At 38.1% G+C, this 18,222-nt stretch carries 19 protein-coding genes and 1 riboswitch; of the genes, 10 read left to right on the plus strand and 9 right to left on the minus strand.

The window, feature by feature from the left end:
* Window positions 1-345: 345 nt before the first annotated feature.
* The 6 genes from I5435_RS06750 to I5435_RS06775 all read left to right on the plus strand — a co-directional run bounded on the left by I5435_RS06750 (window position 346) and on the right by I5435_RS06775 (window position 5,083).
* On the plus strand, window positions 346-1,209 hold the full coding sequence (locus I5435_RS06750) for a phosphotransferase family protein (RefSeq protein ID WP_337983478.1): 864 nt from the start codon (window positions 346-348) through the stop codon (window positions 1,207-1,209).
* An 85-nt stretch (window positions 1,210-1,294) separates the two neighbouring features.
* Window positions 1,295-2,089: a GNAT family N-acetyltransferase gene (locus tag I5435_RS06755; protein ID WP_025218949.1), complete on the plus strand. Its 795-nt coding sequence runs from the start codon at window positions 1,295-1,297 to the stop codon at window positions 2,087-2,089.
* A 72-nt stretch (window positions 2,090-2,161) separates the two neighbouring features.
* Window positions 2,162-2,602: a cell wall hydrolase gene (locus I5435_RS06760; RefSeq protein ID WP_024361431.1), complete on the plus strand. Its 441-nt coding sequence runs from the start codon at window positions 2,162-2,164 to the stop codon at window positions 2,600-2,602.
* A gap of 487 nt (window positions 2,603-3,089) precedes the next feature.
* The gene (locus I5435_RS06765) at window positions 3,090-4,235 is read left to right on the plus strand and encodes a PstS family phosphate ABC transporter substrate-binding protein (RefSeq protein WP_337983479.1); all 1,146 of its coding nucleotides are present in this window, start codon (window positions 3,090-3,092) and stop codon (window positions 4,233-4,235) included.
* 32 nt (window positions 4,236-4,267) lie between these two features.
* Window positions 4,268-4,365, plus strand: a riboswitch (guanidine-I (ykkC/yxkD leader).
* 62 nt (window positions 4,366-4,427) lie between these two features.
* Complete coding sequence (locus tag I5435_RS06770; protein ID WP_025218951.1) at window positions 4,428-4,769, plus strand: DMT family transporter; 342 nt, start codon at window positions 4,428-4,430, stop codon at window positions 4,767-4,769.
* Window positions 4,769-5,083, plus strand: coding sequence for a DMT family transporter (locus tag I5435_RS06775; RefSeq protein ID WP_024361428.1), 315 nt, complete (start codon window positions 4,769-4,771; stop codon window positions 5,081-5,083). Before I5435_RS06770 ends, I5435_RS06775 begins: the two co-directional genes overlap by 1 nt.
* Window positions 5,084-5,221: 138 nt before the next feature.
* On the opposite strand, the gene I5435_RS06780 is transcribed toward I5435_RS06775, so the two are convergent.
* From I5435_RS06780 to I5435_RS06795, 4 genes are all read right to left on the minus strand, one after another.
* Window positions 5,222-6,094 carry a glycine betaine ABC transporter substrate-binding protein gene (locus I5435_RS06780; RefSeq protein WP_024361427.1) on the minus strand — a complete coding sequence of 291 codons (873 nt, stop codon included), beginning with the start codon at window positions 6,092-6,094 and terminating at the stop codon, window positions 5,222-5,224.
* Window positions 6,095-6,180: 86 nt separating this feature from the next.
* Window positions 6,181-7,035 carry an ABC transporter permease gene (locus I5435_RS06785; RefSeq protein WP_024361426.1) on the minus strand — a complete coding sequence of 285 codons (855 nt, stop codon included), beginning with the start codon at window positions 7,033-7,035 and terminating at the stop codon, window positions 6,181-6,183.
* Window positions 7,028-8,227, minus strand: a complete 1,200-nt coding sequence (locus I5435_RS06790; protein ID WP_024361425.1) for a quaternary amine ABC transporter ATP-binding protein — start codon at window positions 8,225-8,227, stop codon at window positions 7,028-7,030. Before I5435_RS06790 ends, I5435_RS06785 begins: the two co-directional genes overlap by 8 nt.
* A gap of 255 nt (window positions 8,228-8,482) precedes the next feature.
* Window positions 8,483-9,118, minus strand: a complete 636-nt coding sequence (locus tag I5435_RS06795) for a TrkA C-terminal domain-containing protein (RefSeq protein WP_069512026.1) — start codon at window positions 9,116-9,118, stop codon at window positions 8,483-8,485.
* Between the two features lie 273 nt (window positions 9,119-9,391).
* Between I5435_RS06795 and I5435_RS06800 the strand changes: the two genes are divergently transcribed.
* The 4 genes from I5435_RS06800 to I5435_RS06815 are packed head-to-tail and all read left to right on the plus strand — an operon-like array spanning window position 9,392 to window position 12,910.
* On the plus strand, window positions 9,392-10,123 hold the full coding sequence (locus I5435_RS06800; protein ID WP_024361423.1) for a GTP cyclohydrolase II: 732 nt from the start codon (window positions 9,392-9,394) through the stop codon (window positions 10,121-10,123).
* 15 nt (window positions 10,124-10,138) lie between these two features.
* Entirely contained in the window at window positions 10,139-11,248 is a 1,110-nt protein-coding gene (gene ribD, locus I5435_RS06805) for a bifunctional diaminohydroxyphosphoribosylaminopyrimidine deaminase/5-amino-6-(5-phosphoribosylamino)uracil reductase RibD (protein ID WP_337983480.1), read from the plus strand.
* The gene (locus tag I5435_RS06810; RefSeq protein ID WP_024361421.1) at window positions 11,245-12,330 is read left to right on the plus strand and encodes an FAD-dependent monooxygenase; all 1,086 of its coding nucleotides are present in this window, start codon (window positions 11,245-11,247) and stop codon (window positions 12,328-12,330) included. Before ribD ends, I5435_RS06810 begins: the two co-directional genes overlap by 4 nt.
* 16 nt (window positions 12,331-12,346) lie before the next feature.
* A complete protein-coding gene (locus I5435_RS06815; protein ID WP_337983481.1) occupies window positions 12,347-12,910 on the plus strand; it encodes a 5' nucleotidase, NT5C type in 564 nt (187 codons plus the stop codon).
* Between the two features lie 43 nt (window positions 12,911-12,953).
* On the opposite strand, the gene I5435_RS06820 is transcribed toward I5435_RS06815, so the two are convergent.
* The 5 genes from I5435_RS06820 to I5435_RS06840 all read right to left on the minus strand — a co-directional run bounded on the left by I5435_RS06820 (window position 12,954) and on the right by I5435_RS06840 (window position 18,107).
* Entirely contained in the window at window positions 12,954-13,721 is a 768-nt protein-coding gene (locus tag I5435_RS06820; RefSeq protein ID WP_024361419.1) for an IclR family transcriptional regulator, read from the minus strand.
* Window positions 13,722-13,822: 101 nt separating this feature from the next.
* Complete coding sequence (locus I5435_RS06825) at window positions 13,823-14,965, minus strand: CaiB/BaiF CoA transferase family protein (RefSeq protein ID WP_025218953.1); 1,143 nt, start codon at window positions 14,963-14,965, stop codon at window positions 13,823-13,825.
* Window positions 14,966-14,985: 20 nt separating this feature from the next.
* The gene (locus I5435_RS06830; RefSeq protein ID WP_025218954.1) at window positions 14,986-15,792 is read right to left on the minus strand and encodes an enoyl-CoA hydratase/isomerase family protein; all 807 of its coding nucleotides are present in this window, start codon (window positions 15,790-15,792) and stop codon (window positions 14,986-14,988) included.
* Window positions 15,793-15,879: 87 nt separating this feature from the next.
* A complete protein-coding gene (locus I5435_RS06835; protein WP_227665452.1) occupies window positions 15,880-16,947 on the minus strand; it encodes an acyl-CoA dehydrogenase family protein in 1,068 nt (355 codons plus the stop codon).
* 5 nt (window positions 16,948-16,952) lie between these two features.
* The gene (locus I5435_RS06840; RefSeq protein ID WP_024361415.1) at window positions 16,953-18,107 is read right to left on the minus strand and encodes an acyl-CoA dehydrogenase family protein; all 1,155 of its coding nucleotides are present in this window, start codon (window positions 18,105-18,107) and stop codon (window positions 16,953-16,955) included.
* Window positions 18,108-18,222 lie beyond the last annotated feature (115 nt).

An 18,222-nucleotide genomic window follows, 5' to 3' on the forward strand; every position in this document is an offset into this window, starting at 1 on the left:
GATGATTAAGAAAACATTAACTACCTAAATAAATTTTTTTATTATAACAATAGATATAACGTTAGGCTCTTTGTACTGTAGGAGCATACAATTGTTTGTTTACGTACGTTAAAAATAATCAAGACATTTTTAGTTGAAATGCAATATGGAAATAAAGAAATTCCTTTAACTTAAAACTATTCTACGCAATGTTTTTTTTGTAGGAATATTGCAGTTTATGTTCTCATCTTTAAGGCATTTGCATAATCATCAAATATTCTAGATAATAGAAAATGGTAAAAATTTTCATTTATGCAAGTGATGAACGATTCAACAATGAAATTTATAAAATGGAGGTTCATATAGATGGTAGATCGTGTTCTTAAACATTTTGGATTAGATGCTGTATTAGTCAGTGAGGTGGAAGATTCCAATAGTTCAACAGTTGTTAAATGTGCACTACGTAATAAGGAAAATGTTTTAGTGAAGATACCTTTTTCAAAATTAAAATATCAACGAGAGTTAGAAGCGTATGAGCTATTAAAAGGAAGGGTAGCTATACCAGACATGCTGGATTGTTGGGCTGGTGATGAAGCCTGTACAGGAGCATTTTTATTATCCGAATTAAAAGGTAAACCGTTAACATTTGAAGCTCCACCAACAGTAGCTTATCAAGTAGGGGTCTTGCACGCATCCATCCATTCCGTCCAACCTCCTGTTTTGCACAAATTAATCGGCATTGATAATGAGTTTGCTAGTTGGTCTAATTTTGTGGAACGCCAGTTTTATAGTTTTGCAGAAGATGTTAAAGATGTGGTAGATGTTTGTTTATACAATCAAGCCATGGCTCATTTTGAAAAAATGAAACAACAGCTCCCATCACCTGATGGACCAAGTTTGATACATATGGATTTTCGGCCAGCGAATATTATTGTGGATGCTAATAAAGTATTAGGTACAATCGATTTTGAATCTGTCCGATTTGGTTCCACCGAAATAGATTTTACAAAGCTATATCGAGATTTTTTAAGTCGGGATATTACATTATTTCAAGCTTATCAAGAAGGATACAACAGTATTAGGCCATTAAGCGATTTAGATGTGGTATTGCCTTTTTATCGATTTACAGATGCTTTCAATAGTATCGGATGGTGTAAACGCCGTGGACTTGAGAAAAATGCTGTGTTTTTGGAACGGAATTTAGTTATTTTGGAAAAATTGCTAAAATAATGGGTAGTCACGTAAAATAACGGAACAAATATGTCTTATTTACTTTAGGACTCGAAAAGAAGATAAAATAAAGAGGTATAGTCATATGATTATAGTATCAAAAGACCATTTTCAGTTGATTAAAACGAAACTTAATGAAGCACCAACGTTTGTATTTAGCATATTGGATTCGATGATTAAAGGAACGGTTTATGCAGATGCTGTTGATTACAAGACATTGCTAATCGCAACGGATTCAGGATTAAATTATGTTGCTGGACAGGTATTAGATGAACGATTCCTTCAGCACCTCGTAAAAATTTTTGATGCATCTGTAGAGCAAGGAAAGCGCTTTACATTATTTTCACCTAGTGCAGCGTGGGATCGTGAAATTGAAAAATATCTGAAGCAGCAGGTAGGCAAAGTCCAGCGTTATGCTTTTTCATTTGACGCACAGACGTATAAAAAAAGAAAAAACAGTGATAAAAGCGAATATGACGTAGCTAAAATTGGGCAGGCGGATATCCAACATTGTTTGGAGTTTGACCACAAATATTACGATACATATTGGGATTCAACGGATAATTTTATCCAAAATGGAATAGGATTTTGTGTCAAGGATAATGAGCAAATTATTAGCGCAAGCGTATCAATTTTTAAATCTACAAAATTTGCTGAAATAGATATTGTGACAGATTCCCATTATAGAGGAAAAGGATTAGCAAGTATCGTTGCGGAACAATTTATCGATGATTGCCTAGCCGCTCATATTCAACCTCGTTGGGACTGTGATATTGATAATCAAGCTTCAATTAATTTAGGGACTAAATTGGGTTTTATAAATCCGCGGCCCTATAACGTTTACTTTAAAATTAGACACGATGCTAATGGTCCGTGTTAAAAGTATTTTTCTTCGTCTTCATATGACACATTTATCGTTTTGTAGTCATACACTAACTTTGGGGTGAATGAATTGCCAAGAGTAAAATATCGTGATGCAGACATTGACTTAATGGCGAGGATGATGAGAGCAGAAGCTGTAGGTGAAGGGAAACAAGGGATGTTGTATGTTGGCAATGTGATTGTCAATCGGCTAGTTTCCAATTGTTTAGACTTTAAAGATTTAAGATCAATTGAAGATGTTATTTATCAAGTCCAAGGCGGAAATTATTCATTTGAAGCAGTTCAAAAAGGAAATATGTTCTATCAAAGAGCAAGAGAAACGGAGAAAAGATTAGCTAAACAAAATTTAGATTATTGGCGAGAGCACCCAGGGAAATATGCACTCTGGTACTTTAATCCGTACGCGCCGTGCCCACCAACATGGTACGGTCAACCATTTGCAGGACAGTTTAAAAACCATTGTTTTTATGAACCAGCACCTGACACATGTGATGGGGTTTATATTGGATAGGCAGTACAGTTGCTATAGTAACGATTAGAGGCTGGGACAAAAGAGAAAAAGTGTTAGATTGATGGCAGTCAATCTAACACTTTTTTGCTGCGCCATTATTGTCCGCTTCGGCGGTGCTTTCCGAGGGCACACACGTAAGCCGAAAACCTTCGCTAACGCGCAAAATGCCAGCGTCTTACGATGTGTGCGTTCTGAGCAGGAGTCACCGCCTCCGCTACCAACAACTAGCGAACCCTTCTAATTTTTTATTTATTGCAAAAGCAAGAATAGCTAAGTGTGCTAGTTTTCCATATAGCAAAAATTTATGAACACCTTTGTTCTGTTCCTTAAATTTTTTTAGTTATGTCCCATCCTTTTTTATATGCTTCAATTTTTATGGTCTGTTACCAATATTTTCATAACTAATGGTTGCGTTTTAAAAGGAAATCTTATAAGGTAAATAATAATAGTGTAAATTTACACTTTTAAGAATAAGGAGGTAACGGCAATGAGGGTTATACAATCGATACTAGTGTTTATAGTTTTGTTATTTTTCACAGGAATAATTGCTTTGACTTTAGTACTAAATGGAGATATCCATTTTTTAAATCTTCTTTTTGTGTTATCAATTAGCCTCTTTTTATTTATTACGTGTATGATTTTTGACTGGTTTACGACAAAAAAGCGCAAAACATTGTTCTCCACGATTATTGGTGTAGCTCTGCTTATTGCTTCTGTAGCACCGACTCAGTACTATTATAAAATGAATATGGCTACTGTTGATGCTGAAATCGATGTATCTGCCTATGAACCTTTTACAGTACACAATAAGGTTGTGAAAAATAGTCAAGACGCGTCCTTACACTTGGAAGAGCCACTTCCTCGTATAGATGGAGCAACGGCGATGTACCCGTTATATGCGGCCTTTGTAGAGGCGACCTATCCGAACAAAAGCTATCCATACTATGATAGCGAGGTGAAAGTAAGTCGAACGCCTGAAGCTTATCAAAATTTAATTGCTGGTGATGTAGATGTGATTTTTGCAGCAGCCCCATCAGATTCACAAGTAAAAGTCGCGGAAATAAATGGGCTGACATTTGCTATGACCCCGATTGGGCGTGAGGCTTTTGTTTTTTTTGTGCATCATAAAAACCGCGTTGAAAATCTTTCACTTGAACAGCTGAAGCAAATTTATGCAGGTCAAATTACAAATTGGCACGAAGTTGGTGGCGATAATGACTCTATTCGCGCATTCCAACGACCAGCTGATAGTGGTAGTCAGACGACGTTAGAAAAAATTATGGGCGATACACCTATAATGGAAGCACCTGCAGAAAATGTAGCAACTGGCATGGGTGGCATAATCCATGAAGTTTCTCAATATCGCAATTATAAAAATGCAATTGGTTATACGTTTAGATATTACTCGACAGAAATGGTTGGGAATAATGAAATACAATTATTATCCATTGATGGTATTGAGCCGACAAAGGAAAATATTCGTAATGGTACATATCCACTAATATCCGAATTTTACGCAGTAACTGCTGGGACGGATAATCCAAATGTTAAAAAGTTTATTGATTGGATTGTGTCGCCTGAAGGACAGGCATTAGTTGAAAAGGTTGGTTATGTGCCAGTTGAAAATGATTAGCTTATTGGCTATAATGATGGTAACAATTCGATATGATAGTTTTCTAGGGTTCCGTAGCGCTAGCTAGTCTGGTCCGAGAGAAAACCACAAAATATATTTTGTGACACGGAAGGATAAAAGCCTGGGAGATACTGTTGAAAAACAGTGTTTCTGTAGGCTTTTTTTTATTTGTCGAAAATGGAGGGATTTAAAATGAACAAACAATGGATTAGTGTCTTTGTAGCGGCTTTTTTTGAAGTTGGCTGGGTTATTGGCTTAAAGCATGCTAATAGTACACTAGAATGGCTAGGAACAGCAATTGCTATTTTTATTAGTTTCTATTTATTAATTAAGGCTGGAGAGCGTTTACCTGTTGGCACGGTTTATGCAGTGTTTGTAGGTTTGGGGACGGCAGGTACGGTATGTGCTGATAGTCTGCTGTTTGGAGAGCCGTGGAAACTAGCAAAAATTTTGTGTATTGTCGTTTTACTCGCAGGTGTTGTAGGCTTGAAGCTTGTGACGGGTGAGCCAAAAGAGAAAGAGGTGAAGGGATAATGGCGTGGGTAGCATTAGTCATCGCTGGACTTTGTGAAATGATGGGTGTTTTTATGATTAGTAAGTACAATGAAGTGAAAAATATAAAAAACCTAGTCTTATTAATTGCCGTATTTACGGTTAGTTTTTTAGGCCTTGCCTATGCCATGGAAACCTTGCCGATGGGAACAACCTATGCCATTTGGACGGGAATTGGGGCAGCAGGGGGAGCTATACTAGGCATGTTGTTCTTTAATGAATCGAAAGATTGGCGAAGAATCGTCTGTATTGTGCTCGTTTTAGGAGCTGCGATTTGTTTAAAATTGTTATCTTAAGCAGTGCCAGTCACCCAAACAATTTTAAACAATTTCATTGTAAAGTAAAAATCCACCTAGACTCTTGCTGGAATGTGCCAGCAGAGAGTAAGGTGGGTTTTTTAGCCCTTAAAGGACTGTATGCAGCGTTCTTTTTCGTTATTTTTTTATATCTTTCGTCCATTCAGCAACTTTTTCTGGGTTATCTTTAATCCATTGTTTTGCTGCATCTTTTGGGTCATCGCCATTTAAAATATTTAGCATAACAGATTCTAAATCTTCTGATGTCCAGTGGAAGTTATCTAAAACAGTATAAACATCGGGGTGGTCTTCTTTTAAACCTTTGCGAACAAATGTATTAATCGTTTCTTCTCCGCCATAAACACCTTTTGGATCTTCTAAATACTTCAGATCATATTTGGCAAATTTCCAGTGAGGAGACCAACCTGTAACGATAATTTCTTCTTTATTTTTAATTGCTTTCGACAGTGCTGTTGTCATCGCTCCTGAAGATGAAGTTAAGAAGTTCCAATCAGAAAGATTATCATATTCTTCTAACGCTTTTTCAGTTGCTGCCGTAATTCCAGCACCTGGCTCGATGCCTGTAATTGTATGGTCTGCTTCATTTGTTAAATCTTCAATAGAATTAGCATCCATGTAACTTGGTACGACTAAACCAATTTTCGCACCTGCTAAGTTTTCGCCAAGTTCATCTAAGTCACTTTTATATTTTTCATATTGTGATCCATGTGTATGTGGCAACCATGCAGCGACCATGCCATCTGCTTCCCCTTTAGAAACAGCTTCCCACATAATAGCGTTATCAAGCGGAGTTAAAGTAACATCATACCCTAAATCTTCTAAAACTTGACCGACAACGTTTGTCGAAGCGATTTCAGTATCCCATTCAACGTAGGCTAAATTAACATCTTTTGCATCTTCTTTTTTAGTGGTATCACCTTCGTTACAAGCGGCTAGTAAAAAGCTTAGCCCTAGAGCCATCCCTAATTTTGATAATGTTTTTAGTTTCATTCAAATCTTCCTTTCTTCTCTACGTATTTAGCATTTTAGTGACATAATGCGATTGTAACTTGCTGATATAATGCTAAAATGCGCTATTACAGCTCTTTTTTTCGATTAAAGCTTTGAGTTAAGCGATCGATAATAATCGCGAAAATCACGAGTCCTAAACCAGCAACAAATCCATTACCGACTTGTGTACGTTGCAATGCTGTTAATACTTCACGACCAAGTCCTGGTGCCCCAATCATCGACGCGATAACAACCATTGATAGAGATAACATAACCGTTTGGTTAATACCGGCCATAATGGTTGATTTGGCAAGTGGAATTTCTACTTTAAATAATTTTTGTGCTGCGGTACTGCCGTATGAATCAGCAGCTTCTACTAATTCTTTTGGTACTTGTCTAATTCCTAAATTTGTCATACGTACAGTAGGGGGCAATGCAAAAATAACGGATGCAAATACACCAGGTACAATGCCAATGCCGAAAAAGGCAACTGCGGGGATTAAATATACGAAGCCAGGCATCGTTTGCATAAAGTCAAGAATTGGTTTAATAATATTTTCAGCAACGCTTGACTTGGACATTAAAATACCAAGTGGGATACCGATGATGATAGAAATGATACTAGAGAATAATACGAGTGTTGTCGTTTCCATCAAGTGATCCCATAAACCTTGATTGTAAATAAATAACAGACCTATTAGTGTAAAGCTTGCAAGCCCCAATTTTTTGCCTACAGCGAAAAATGCTAAAATAACGACAAGTAAAATAAGAATAATAGCGGGAATGCTAATTAATAAATCCGTGACCTGGTTCATGAGTAGTTTTCCGTATTTTTGTATCACATCGAAGAATGCTGAAAAATTACTCGTCAACCAGTCCATGGCTGATTCTACCCATGGGGCAAGTGGTAAGGTTGGAATATTGTCTAAAAAATTATTCATGTGTTACGTCCTCCTCAGTGCATGTTGAAAGTGCTTCGATAACCACGCCACGGATAAGAACACCAAGTAAACGTTCGTCTTTCACAACTGCAATAGGAGTAGGGGAGTTATGAATCATGCCTAAAATATCCTGTAAAAGCATATCTGGAGGAACGGTTAACATTTCGGATTGAACAATCGAATGTACTGTTTGTTCCTGTTTTTTAGCAGCCGCTAGTGCATCATCAGCAGTAATAAATCCTTTCAAATGTCTGTTTTTGTCAACAGCAATTAGTAAACTAACAGCTTCTTGACGCATTCTTTTCAGTGCAACTGTAGGTCCATCAAGGTCAACGTTGACATATACTGGTCGAACCATTACGTTTTCAGCTGTTAATACTTTAGAGCGATCGACATCTTCAACAAATGTTTTTACATATTCATTTGCTGGATTCGTTAAAATTTCTTCACCAGTCCCAATTTGAATAATAGAACCGTCCTTCATTATGGCTATACGGTCACCAATGCGTAGTGCCTCATTTAAATCATGAGTAATAAATAAAATTGTTTTTTTCAATGTTCGTTGTAAATCGAGTAATTCATCCTGCATTTCTTTCCGAATCAAAGGATCGAGAGCAGAAAATGCTTCATCCATTAATAAAATTTCTGGATCGTTTGCGAGTGCGCGTGCTAAGCCAACACGTTGTTGCATCCCGCCAGATAGTTGGTTTGGATATTGATCTTTATAGGCAAGTAAGCCTGCGTTTGCTAAAGCTTGTTCTGCTTTAGCTTTGCGCTCTTCTTTAGAGATACCTCGTATTTCAAGACCATACTCGGTATTTTGTAGAAGTGTACGGTGAGGGAATAAACCGAAGTTTTGAAAAACCATACTCATTTTGCTTCTTCTAGCGGTTCGTAAGCTTTCTTTTCCCATTTTAGAAATATTTTCGCCATCAATATAAATATTGCCACTCGTTGGTTCGATAAGACGATTCAACAGTCGAATAAGTGTTGATTTCCCGCTACCAGATAAGCCCATAATGACGAAAATTTCTCCTTCATTGACGGTAAAGCTAGCATCATAAACACCAACCGTTGCACCTGTTTCTTTTAAAATATCTGTCTTGCTTTTTTGTTGTTTGACGAGTTCTAAAGCTTGAGGAATATGCTTACCAAAAACTTTAGAAACATGTTCTACTTTTATTTTTTCCATAGAACCGCTCCTTTCAAAAACTAATCCCACTTACAAATATACAGTGAGATACAACCTCAATTAGTAGAGGGAGAATGTAGTTACTTTAAAAACAAATCTGTGGGCGAATTGTTTTATTTGAAACTATTTGAGGATAATGAAAACCAAAAATGAACAAGTAACAACTTAACGTTAACAAAGAGTTGTTACTTTTGTCAAATCGATAAATGAGAAAAAATCCGCATAAACGCTGTTATATCAGCGCTTATGCGGATTTTAATTTGGATATAAAAAGCTCTGCACGCGGCCTAAGCTTTCATCATTGCCGATAAAGTAAATAATATCTCCTTCTTCAATTGAAGCATATGGTCCTGGTGAAAGTAATAATTCATTGCCACGACGGATACCAACAATCGTGCTAGATGTATTTTGCCAAAAATTTAATTCTTGCAATGTGTGATGAATACACGGGCTATCAGCTGTCATTTCAATTTGATATGGAATAAAAGGATTAACGGAACGGAAATGTTCAGTGCGACTAATTAGTTGTTTTGTTTTTTCTTGTAAATGCAACAATTCCTGTTGTTGTTTTTGAATACTGATCAACAGCTCATTTTGTAGTTCATGAACAGATTGAACATCTTGGAACTGTCGGACAAAGCGCGCCGCCATTTCATACGATTTAATAATGACACCGCTACCTTTGGATGCTTCGACAATTTCTAAATCTTGCAACACGGCTATCGCTCTTCTTGCCGTTTCAGCCGATACATTGTATTGGCTAGCCAATGAAGATCTTGCATAAATTTTATCGCCAATTTGATATTTTTTTTCTACAATTTTTGAAGCAAGGTCTACCGCTATTTGCTGGTATTTTGGTTGCTTTACTTGAACATTTTTTTCTAAGTTCATGCTTAAACTTCCTTTCGTCATAACAAACCTACCTTCGCTTATTATAGACTAGCCTGCACAGAAAAAATAGCATCTCCATAAGCTATTAGTATAGGTTCTAAGCATCATTTAACAGCTTTCTATTCAAATATGATATTTTAGTAGAAAAGAGCTGTTGTTTGACAGTTTTAAGTTATTATTATAAACTAAGTTACGTTAAGTAAGTTAAATATAATGAAATGTTCAGTTGGTAAATATAACCTAAATGTTTAACATAGAAAGTTGGCGATAAATATGACAATTACTACTAAAGTAGTGGATATAGTGAAGGACAAAATGACAATTGTAAAGCATTCAGAAACTGAAAATATTTGTCTTGTAGGTCCTGTGAAATTACCTGTTAAGCAAGGTGAATTTTCAGCGACATTCCAATGGTATAACTGGTTAAAAATTGATAGTAATCTATCAAAAGAAGAAATAATTGATGGGCTAGCAACAGCAAATTTAGCATTTTCTCAGCAATCATCTGTACTTGTTTATGGGGATTTTGCAAATGAGGAAGATGTTTTAATTCGTATGCACAGCATCTGTCATACAGGTGATATCTTTGGAAGCCAACGCTGTGACTGTGGCTACCAGTTGCATGAATCGATGAAAATGATTGTAGAGCATGGTTGCGGTGCGATTTTCTATTTAGCAGACCATGAAGGGCGTGGCATCGGATTATTCTCAAAATCGCTTGCGTATTTACTACAAGAAGAAGGTTTAGATACAGTAGAAGCGAATCATGCACTTGGCTTCCAGGATGATACGCGCTCTTATGAAGAGGCGATTACGGTTTTAACGGCTCTTCGTTCAAAACCTGTAACACTAATTACGAACAATCCGAAAAAGCTAGCCGCTTTACAGATGCACGGTTTAACAGCAAATGGACATATCCCGTTATGGGGTGGGGTAACAGAGACAAACCGCTTTTATTTAGATACAAAAGTTGAAAAATCTGGTCATATCCGTGACATGAAGTAAGTGGAGGGTGTAAAGATGACGACAGATGAAAAATATATGCAATTGGCATTAGATTTGGCGGCGAGTGCAAGAGGGAATACGAACCCGAATCCTCTTGTGGGTGCTGTTATTGTAAAAGATGGTGTTATTGTAGGCACTGGTTTGCATCGTAAAGCAGGGGAGCCTCATGCGGAAGTGCATGCCTTTCGTATGGCGGGAGAGCACGCTAAAGGTGCTACTCTTTATGTTACGCTTGAGCCTTGCTCACATTTTGGTAAAACGCCACCTTGTGCGAATTTAGTTAAAGAATCTGAAGTGAGTCGAGTTGTAGTAGCGATGCAGGACCCGAATCCAGCTGTAGCGGGCAAAGGTATACAATTGCTACGTGATGCAGGCATTGAGGTGGAGGTAGGTGTACTAGAAGAACAATCTCGACGTTTAAACGAACGTTTTATACACAATATGCTTACTAAACGTCCATTCGTTATTTCAAAATATGCTATGACATTGGATGGCAAAATTGCAGCGCATACAGGGCATTCCAAATGGGTAACGGGTGCAGAAGCTCGGGAAGATGTGCACCATATTCGTCATGAAGTAGACGCCATATTAGTCGGCGTTGGAACAGTGATTGCTGATAATCCATCTTTAACGACGCGATTAAATAATCGACAAGGCAAGAATCCTATACGAATTATTATGGATAGCTATCTTCGTACACCAGCACATGCAAATGTATTAAATGTAGAAGAAACGCAAACGATTATTGTCTGCAGTGAGGAAGTCAAACAAGAGCAAATTAGCACTTTTGAGGCAAAAGGTGTTACGGTCCTCCCTGTGCGAAGAGATAATGAAGGATTGCATATTGATGATATGTTAGAGAAACTTTATGTACTTGGTATTACAGATATTTTAGTGGAGGGTGGTAGCGCAATTAATGCCTCATTTTTACAAAGTGCTGTCATCAATAAATATATCATCTATGTAGCGCCTAAAGTTTTAGGTGGTCGTCTATCATTAACACCAATCGCTGGTTACAATGCAGCAACGATGGATGAAGCATGGGATGTTGAATTTGATTCATTTAATAAGTTAGGGCAAGATTTACGCATTATTGCTTATCCGAAAAAAGGTGAAGGAAAGTGAATTATCATGCGGATGTTTGTATTGTCGGAGCTGGACCAGCTGGTGCACTTCTTGCGCATTTGCTAGTTAAAAAGGGGCTATCCGTCATACTATTGGAACAAAACGCAACGCTTGGGCAGGCATTTCGTGGTGAGCATTTAAACGAAGAAGGTGAGGCGGTTCTCAAAAAGCATTTTCTTTTTGAAGCGGTTGAAGCACTTGGTTTATTACGAATGGAGAAATTAGAATATTATGCGAAGGGCGAAGTCATTAAAACGATTGTTCCAGATGCCATTATAGGGCATTTAGGTATTCATGTGCCTCAAGCTCATTTGCTTAAGGGAATACTTCAACAAACAGTTCACTTTCAAAACTTTAAGTGTTTCTTGCATACTAAAGTGACAACACTTTTGATGGATACTTCCGGGCGATATATCGGTGTTGTGGCTAGGAAAGACGATGAAACAATTGAAATCAAAAGTCAGCTTATTATAGGAGCGGATGGTCGATACTCGACTATTCGAAAGCGAGCCCATATTGCCAGCCAAAAACAGAAACATGGTTTTGATTTACTGTGGGCGAAAATTCCAGCTCCTCAAGATTGGGAGCCAGCTATTAAAATGGCATTAATTGATGAAAAACAATTGTCGCTATTCTCCCAGACTGGGGGCTTTATTCAAATTGGTTGGAATATTGAACAAGGAAATTTTGCGCAGCTGAGAAAGCAGCCATTTACACCGTTTGTTCACAAGCTAATTGAGGCCTTTCCACAGCTAGATGATATTGTTACACACTATATTCAATCATGGCAGGACTTTGTGTTACTCGATGTATTTAGTAGTCATTGCGATTGTTGGGGTACAGCAGGACTTGTTCTGTTAGGTGATGCTGTCCATACCATGACACCTACTGGCGCATTCGGCTTAAATAGCGCGCTAAAAGATGCAGATTGTCTTGCATCCTTACTAAACAAAGAGACAATTAGTCAATTTAATGTGCAAGATTTTCAACAAATGCGAGCACAGGCGATTGAAGAAGTATTAGCGCAGCAAATTGAAAAAGAACAGACTTTTGCCTTTCACTTCATCGATAGGGCATCTTGAGAGGAAGAAAACATAGATGAAATTTGGTTTTGATATAGATGACACATTGATCAATTTACGGGCACATGCTTTTTCACTTTATAATAAAAAACTAGGTAAAGATATCACACTGGAAGCCTTTCATGCTTTAGAAAGAGTGGAGATTCATGAGCCCTTTGGCTTAACAGATGCAGAAGGCGCCGCAATGTGGAATAGTTCTTTAGAGGAAATATACTTTACGGATTGTCCAATTTTTGAAATGGCCCTTGAAACGCTACAAACATTACATCAAGAGGGGCATGAAATTTATTATATTACGTCACGTCCGAAGCAATATTGTCAGCAAACGCAACAATGGATGAAGGCTCAAGGTTTTCCTGTGGAAGAGGGGCATTTCTATTGTGGTATGCAAGACGCGGAGAAAGTGAACATTATTAAAAAACTTGTATTAGATGTTTATGTAGATGATAAACCAGCTGTATTAGAAACACTACAAGACATCCACACAAAAGTGATATTAAAAAACCAATCTTACAACCAGTATGTGAATTTACCTCGAATGCATCATTGGCATGAGTTTTTAAGCAAAATGACTGATTAAAAGGAATGGTATAACGGGTTTCGTTGTACCATTCCTTTTTGTTTTAAAACAGTTGTTTTTCAATATTTGCAGCGACTTTTAGAATCGTTGCAATTAAATGATTTTCATCGTAATCATTGTAACGGACTTCCGGTATAACGAGTGTGACGGAAGCAATAATTTGATGCGAAGCATTTAATATTGGGGCTGATACAGAACAGGCGCCGCGCACCCGCTCACTATTACTTATGGCAAAACGTTGCGCGCGAATTTGCTGTAATTCGTTTAATAGCTGTTCTTTGGAACAAATCGTCTTATCTGTAATTGGTTCAAGTGTGATATGTTCTACATAATCTTCAACATTTGGCATAAATGCGAGTAATGTTTTAGAAGATGCACCTGCATAAAGTGGGGAGGTGTCACCTACATACATTTTCGTTGATAGAGGGTAGGTAGAATCATAGTTTACTATACAGCGCCTTTCTAAGCCGTCGATAATATTCATCGAGACACTTTCACCCATATCTTCATTGAGCTTTTTTAAAATAGGCTCTGCAACAATAATTAGACTGGACTCTTGTTTGACTAGGTTTCCTAAATAGAGCAGTGAATGACCTAATTGGTAGCGTTTTGTTCCCTCATCTTTATGAAGAAATCCTTCATACACAAAGGTAGAAACAAAACGTTGTAAACTGGAGATGCTAATACCTGTTTTTTTACTCAACTCTGTTAAAGAGAGGTTAGGTTCTTCTTTTGTAAATGCTTTTAATACTTTAATCGCTTTGTGCAACGATGACATTGTATAGTTTTTTTCGAAAGTTTCTTGATTCATCTCGTCACCTACTTACATAAATTTACTTTCGCTTATCGGCTATAACCTTTATCTTCATGAGGGTTGTATGATGATAAAATTATTACTATTATAGCGTAAATTTATTTCGGTAGAGACGATTTTTGGAATTCATTTGTATGTTCCCCAAGTATAGGTGGGGCTAATTTATATTGAATATTTAAATTTGAAAACTGCAACGGGTTTTTGACGAATTTTATTTTGCCATATTTTTTGTGTTCGATTTCCCCAATCATGTCACGTGCCATAACTTGTGGTTGTTCAAGTGCTTCCGCAATGGAATTCACACGACCTCCGGGTATTTTATATTGTTGTAATAACGCAATCCATTCATCACGCGTTTTAGTTATTGTAATGTCCGAAATGAGTTGTACCAGTTCTACTTCATGTTGCTTTCGCATCGTGTTTGTTTTAAAACGTGCTTCGGTTGCCCACTCTTGACGTTCAAGCATTGTGCAAAATTTTTGAAACTGCCCATCAGTACCAACACATATCATTAAAGGACCGTCTGCGCAGTTAAATACTTGATAGGGCGCTACGTTATTATGCCGATTGCCTAAACGTTCAGAAGCAAATCCTGTATTTAAATAGGCACTCGCAACATTTGCTAAGCTACTCATTTGAACATCCAATAATGCTAAATCAATAAACTGCCCGTTATTCGTTATATCTCGCATTCGTAATGCAGATAAAATACTGATGACGACATAATGGGAAGTTAAAATATCTGCAATTGGGACACCGACTCTTGTCGCCTCACCATCCGTTGCACCTGTTACATGCATTAATCCACTCATCGCCTGTATGACCGGATCAAACCCTGGTTCGTAGGCGAGGGGACCTGTTTGACCAAAGCCGGTCACCGCGCAATAGATGAGTTGCGGATTTATTTTTTTTAATTCCTCATAGCTTAGCCCCATCCGCTCCATATCACCAGTTTTAAAGTTTTCAAGAATAATATCTGCATCCTTTACTAGCTCTTTAAATTTTTCTTTGTCCTCATCTGTTTTTAAATCTAATGTTATCGATTTTTTATTGCGATTGGCACATAAATAATAGGTGCTTTGTTCATTTAAAAATGGACCCCAGTCACGCATACTATCAGAGCCATCGGGATGCTCTACACGTATAACTTCAGCACCTAAATCAGCTAGCAACATGGAGCCGGCAGGAGCGGCATAGACACGTGATAAATCTAACACCCGAATATTATTAAGAGGTTGCATATGGTTTCCTCCCACAAACGTTATTTGTATACTGCTTTACGTTTTTCTACGACGGCTGTTACACCTTCTTTAAAATCTTCTAGTTCTGTTACAATCGCCATTTGAGAAGAAATGTAATCGAGTGCTGTGCGTAAATCCATGCGTTGGCTTTGATAGACCGCACGTTTAATGAATTGTACTGTTGTTGTTGGGCGACTTGCTAGTTCTTGTGCATACTGTAATGTGTATTCTTCGAGTGCCTCGTCTTCTACGACAAAGGTAACGATGCCTTTCGCTTTCGCTTCTTCAGCTGTTAAAACACGCGCAGTCCAAAACATGTCCAGTGCCTGATCGATGCCGATAAGCTTTGGTAAATAGTAGGCGCCACCATCACCAGGAACGATTGCTACGTTTATGTAGCTCTCTGAGATTTTTGTTGATTTTGCCGTTATCCGAATATCACACATTAAAGCCATATCAAGACCGGCACCCATTGCGAAACCGTGCACTTGTGCAATTACTGGCTTATCAATTTCTTCAAGCAGCAATGGAATACGTTGAATCTTTTTCCATAGCGAATTTTTTCGTGCTAAGCCAGTCGAAGAAATATCATCCTCACTTTTGAAAAAACCTTCTCCAGCTTGCATCGCCTTAATATCGCCACCTGCACAGAATGATTTGCCATTTCCTTTCACGATAACCACACGAATATCATCTGAATCACGTACGGTTTCAAGCGCTGTAATCCATTCTGCAATCATTTCCTCGCTAAACGCATTATACGCCTCCGGTCGATTTAACGTAATTGTGGCAATATGGTCTTTAACATCAAATAATAAATCTGCCATGTTCATCTCTCCCTTTACATAATTGGTATTTTGTCTGGCTTGTGCTGTAGAATTGCACTGCTTACTTCAACTAACAAAGTATAGTTTTTAGCTCTGAGCTTTGAGCAGTAGTGAATTGTTAGTGAATGACGTCATATAAGCCCATAAGCTGTCACCGCTATGTTCTAGTAATTGAGTTGCCACCAAATCAGTCCAATAAAAAGTGCTTGCGCCTTCATCACGCCATGACCAAAGCCTACGTGTATACTGTTGTAAGCTATGTTCGTGTGTCGTACCAATTGCAGCATGCACTTGGTGGGAAATGGTCGCTACCGTTTGAATCATTTCTTCAAAACGAATTCGTGCATAGGCCACTTCACTCAGAGGGCTTTGTGCATCGAGGGCAACAGTCACATTATTAAATGCTGCTAAAGCTAACGCTGTTTCACCTGCTAAGTTCACAATATGTTGCTGAACAAGCTGGAAGCGATGGAGAGGACGACCAAATTGCTCACGCTCTTTTGTATAGTGCACGGTTAAGTCATTTATTTTTTCAATAGCGCCCGTCATCATTGCTAGTTGAAAGGCTGTTGCAATGGCTGTCATAGTCTGAATTTGTTTAGAAGTTAAGACAGTAGATTGTTGGCAAACATTGGCGTTTTGGAATGTTACCGTATCACGTGGCTCACCAGCTAAGTTTTTATCCGTTGAAATAGCCGCTTGGTTTAAGTCAATTGCAACTAAATGGATACCTTTTGTGCTGTGTGCAAGTGTTACTAAATGCTTTGTATGGCGCGCCCAAGGAATATGTTGTGCTGTGCCCGTTAGTTTGTCGTTTTCAAGTGTAAAGCTCGGCGTTTCAGCTAGCGCATAGGTTGCCAAATCATCCATTACTTGTAGGTTAGTATATGCTAATAAGTAGTTTGCTAATGTTGTTTCTGTAAATGGGATCGGAGCTGCATATTTTCCTGTTAAACGAACAATATTTAATAAATCTTCTAAATCGCCACCCGCACCGCCACTTTCTTCACAAATGGCGACAGCCGTCATACCGTTTTCCACGAACAAATTCCATATATCCGATGCCCACTTGCCTTGCTCGACAATATCAACTAAATCTTTACTAACATTTTCTTTTAGCATTCGTTCTACTACTTCAAGAATCATTTCTTTCATTTCACTCACTGTGCGACAACTCCTTTCGCTACTATGCCATAAAGTACTTCTGAAGTGCCTCCTCGAATTGTAAAACCTGGTGCATGTAAAATAGACTCTGCCATTAAACGGTCGATTTTACGTTGCGCGTCAAGTGTAGGGTAGGTTTGCACTAATAAACGAGTAATTTCTGGTATGCTTTGTTCAAATTTGGTGCCAAGCGCTTTTACAAGAGCAGCGGGAATAGAGACTTCATCGCCGTTTCCAGTTGCTAAAAGCTGGGCTACACCAATTGATAAATTGCGTAAGCTCCAGAGGCGTGCGACAACCTTAGATGCTTGTTTTAACCCTTCAATGTTATTTTGTCTTTTTAATTCTTGAATGAGTTCATCGATTAAAGGGAACGTGCTTAAAATACGCTCTGGGCCACTGCGTTCAAATGCTAGCTCTGCTAAACCTTGAACCCAACCATTGCCAATTTCACCGACAACCATATTGTCAGGAACAAAGACATTATCAAAGAATACTTCATTGTAATGATGTTCACCTGTTAAAAATTTGATTGGGACTACTGTAATTCCATCCGCTTGTAAATCGACGATTAGTTGGCTTAATCCCGCATGTTTATGTTTGCCATCATATGGGCTCGTTCGAACTAAAGTCACCATGTAGTGGCATAGATGCGCATTACTCGTCCATATTTTTTGACCGTTTACGATCCAGCCGCCTTCTACTTTTTCAGCACGTGTACTGACAGAAGCCAAGTCTGAACCACTATTTGGTTCACTTAACCCAATGCCGAAGTAGCATTCACCTTTCACAATTTGCGGTAGGAAAAATGCACGCTGTTGTTCTGTGCCATAACGCAAAAGTAGTGGTCCTGTTTGTCGATCAGCAAACCAATGTGCTGCAACCGGCGCACCTATAGCTAAAAATTCCTCCGTTAAAATATAACGATCAATAGTACTGCGCTCTTGACCGCCATATTTTTTGGGCCAGGTGATGCCAATCCAGCCTTTTTGCCCTATCAATTTAGAAAATTCAGGGTTATCTCCACTTAACCAAGAATCACATTTCGGCACGAAGGTTCCTTTTGCTAGTTCTTCGTGTAGAAATGCTCGAACTTCTAAACGGAATTGTTCTTGCGCTTCTGTAAATTGCACTGTTGGTAATTGAAACATATAATAACTCCTCCTTTTTACCGCATTGTGATAACAATTACATTATATGTGTATTTTATGATTCGTTATGTAAATAAGTCAAATGTTTTTTAGAATAATTAGAAAATTCCGTAAG

This window comes from Lysinibacillus sp. C5.1, from assembly GCF_016350185.1.
Classification (GTDB): domain Bacteria; phylum Bacillota; class Bacilli; order Bacillales_A; family Planococcaceae; genus Lysinibacillus; species Lysinibacillus sphaericus.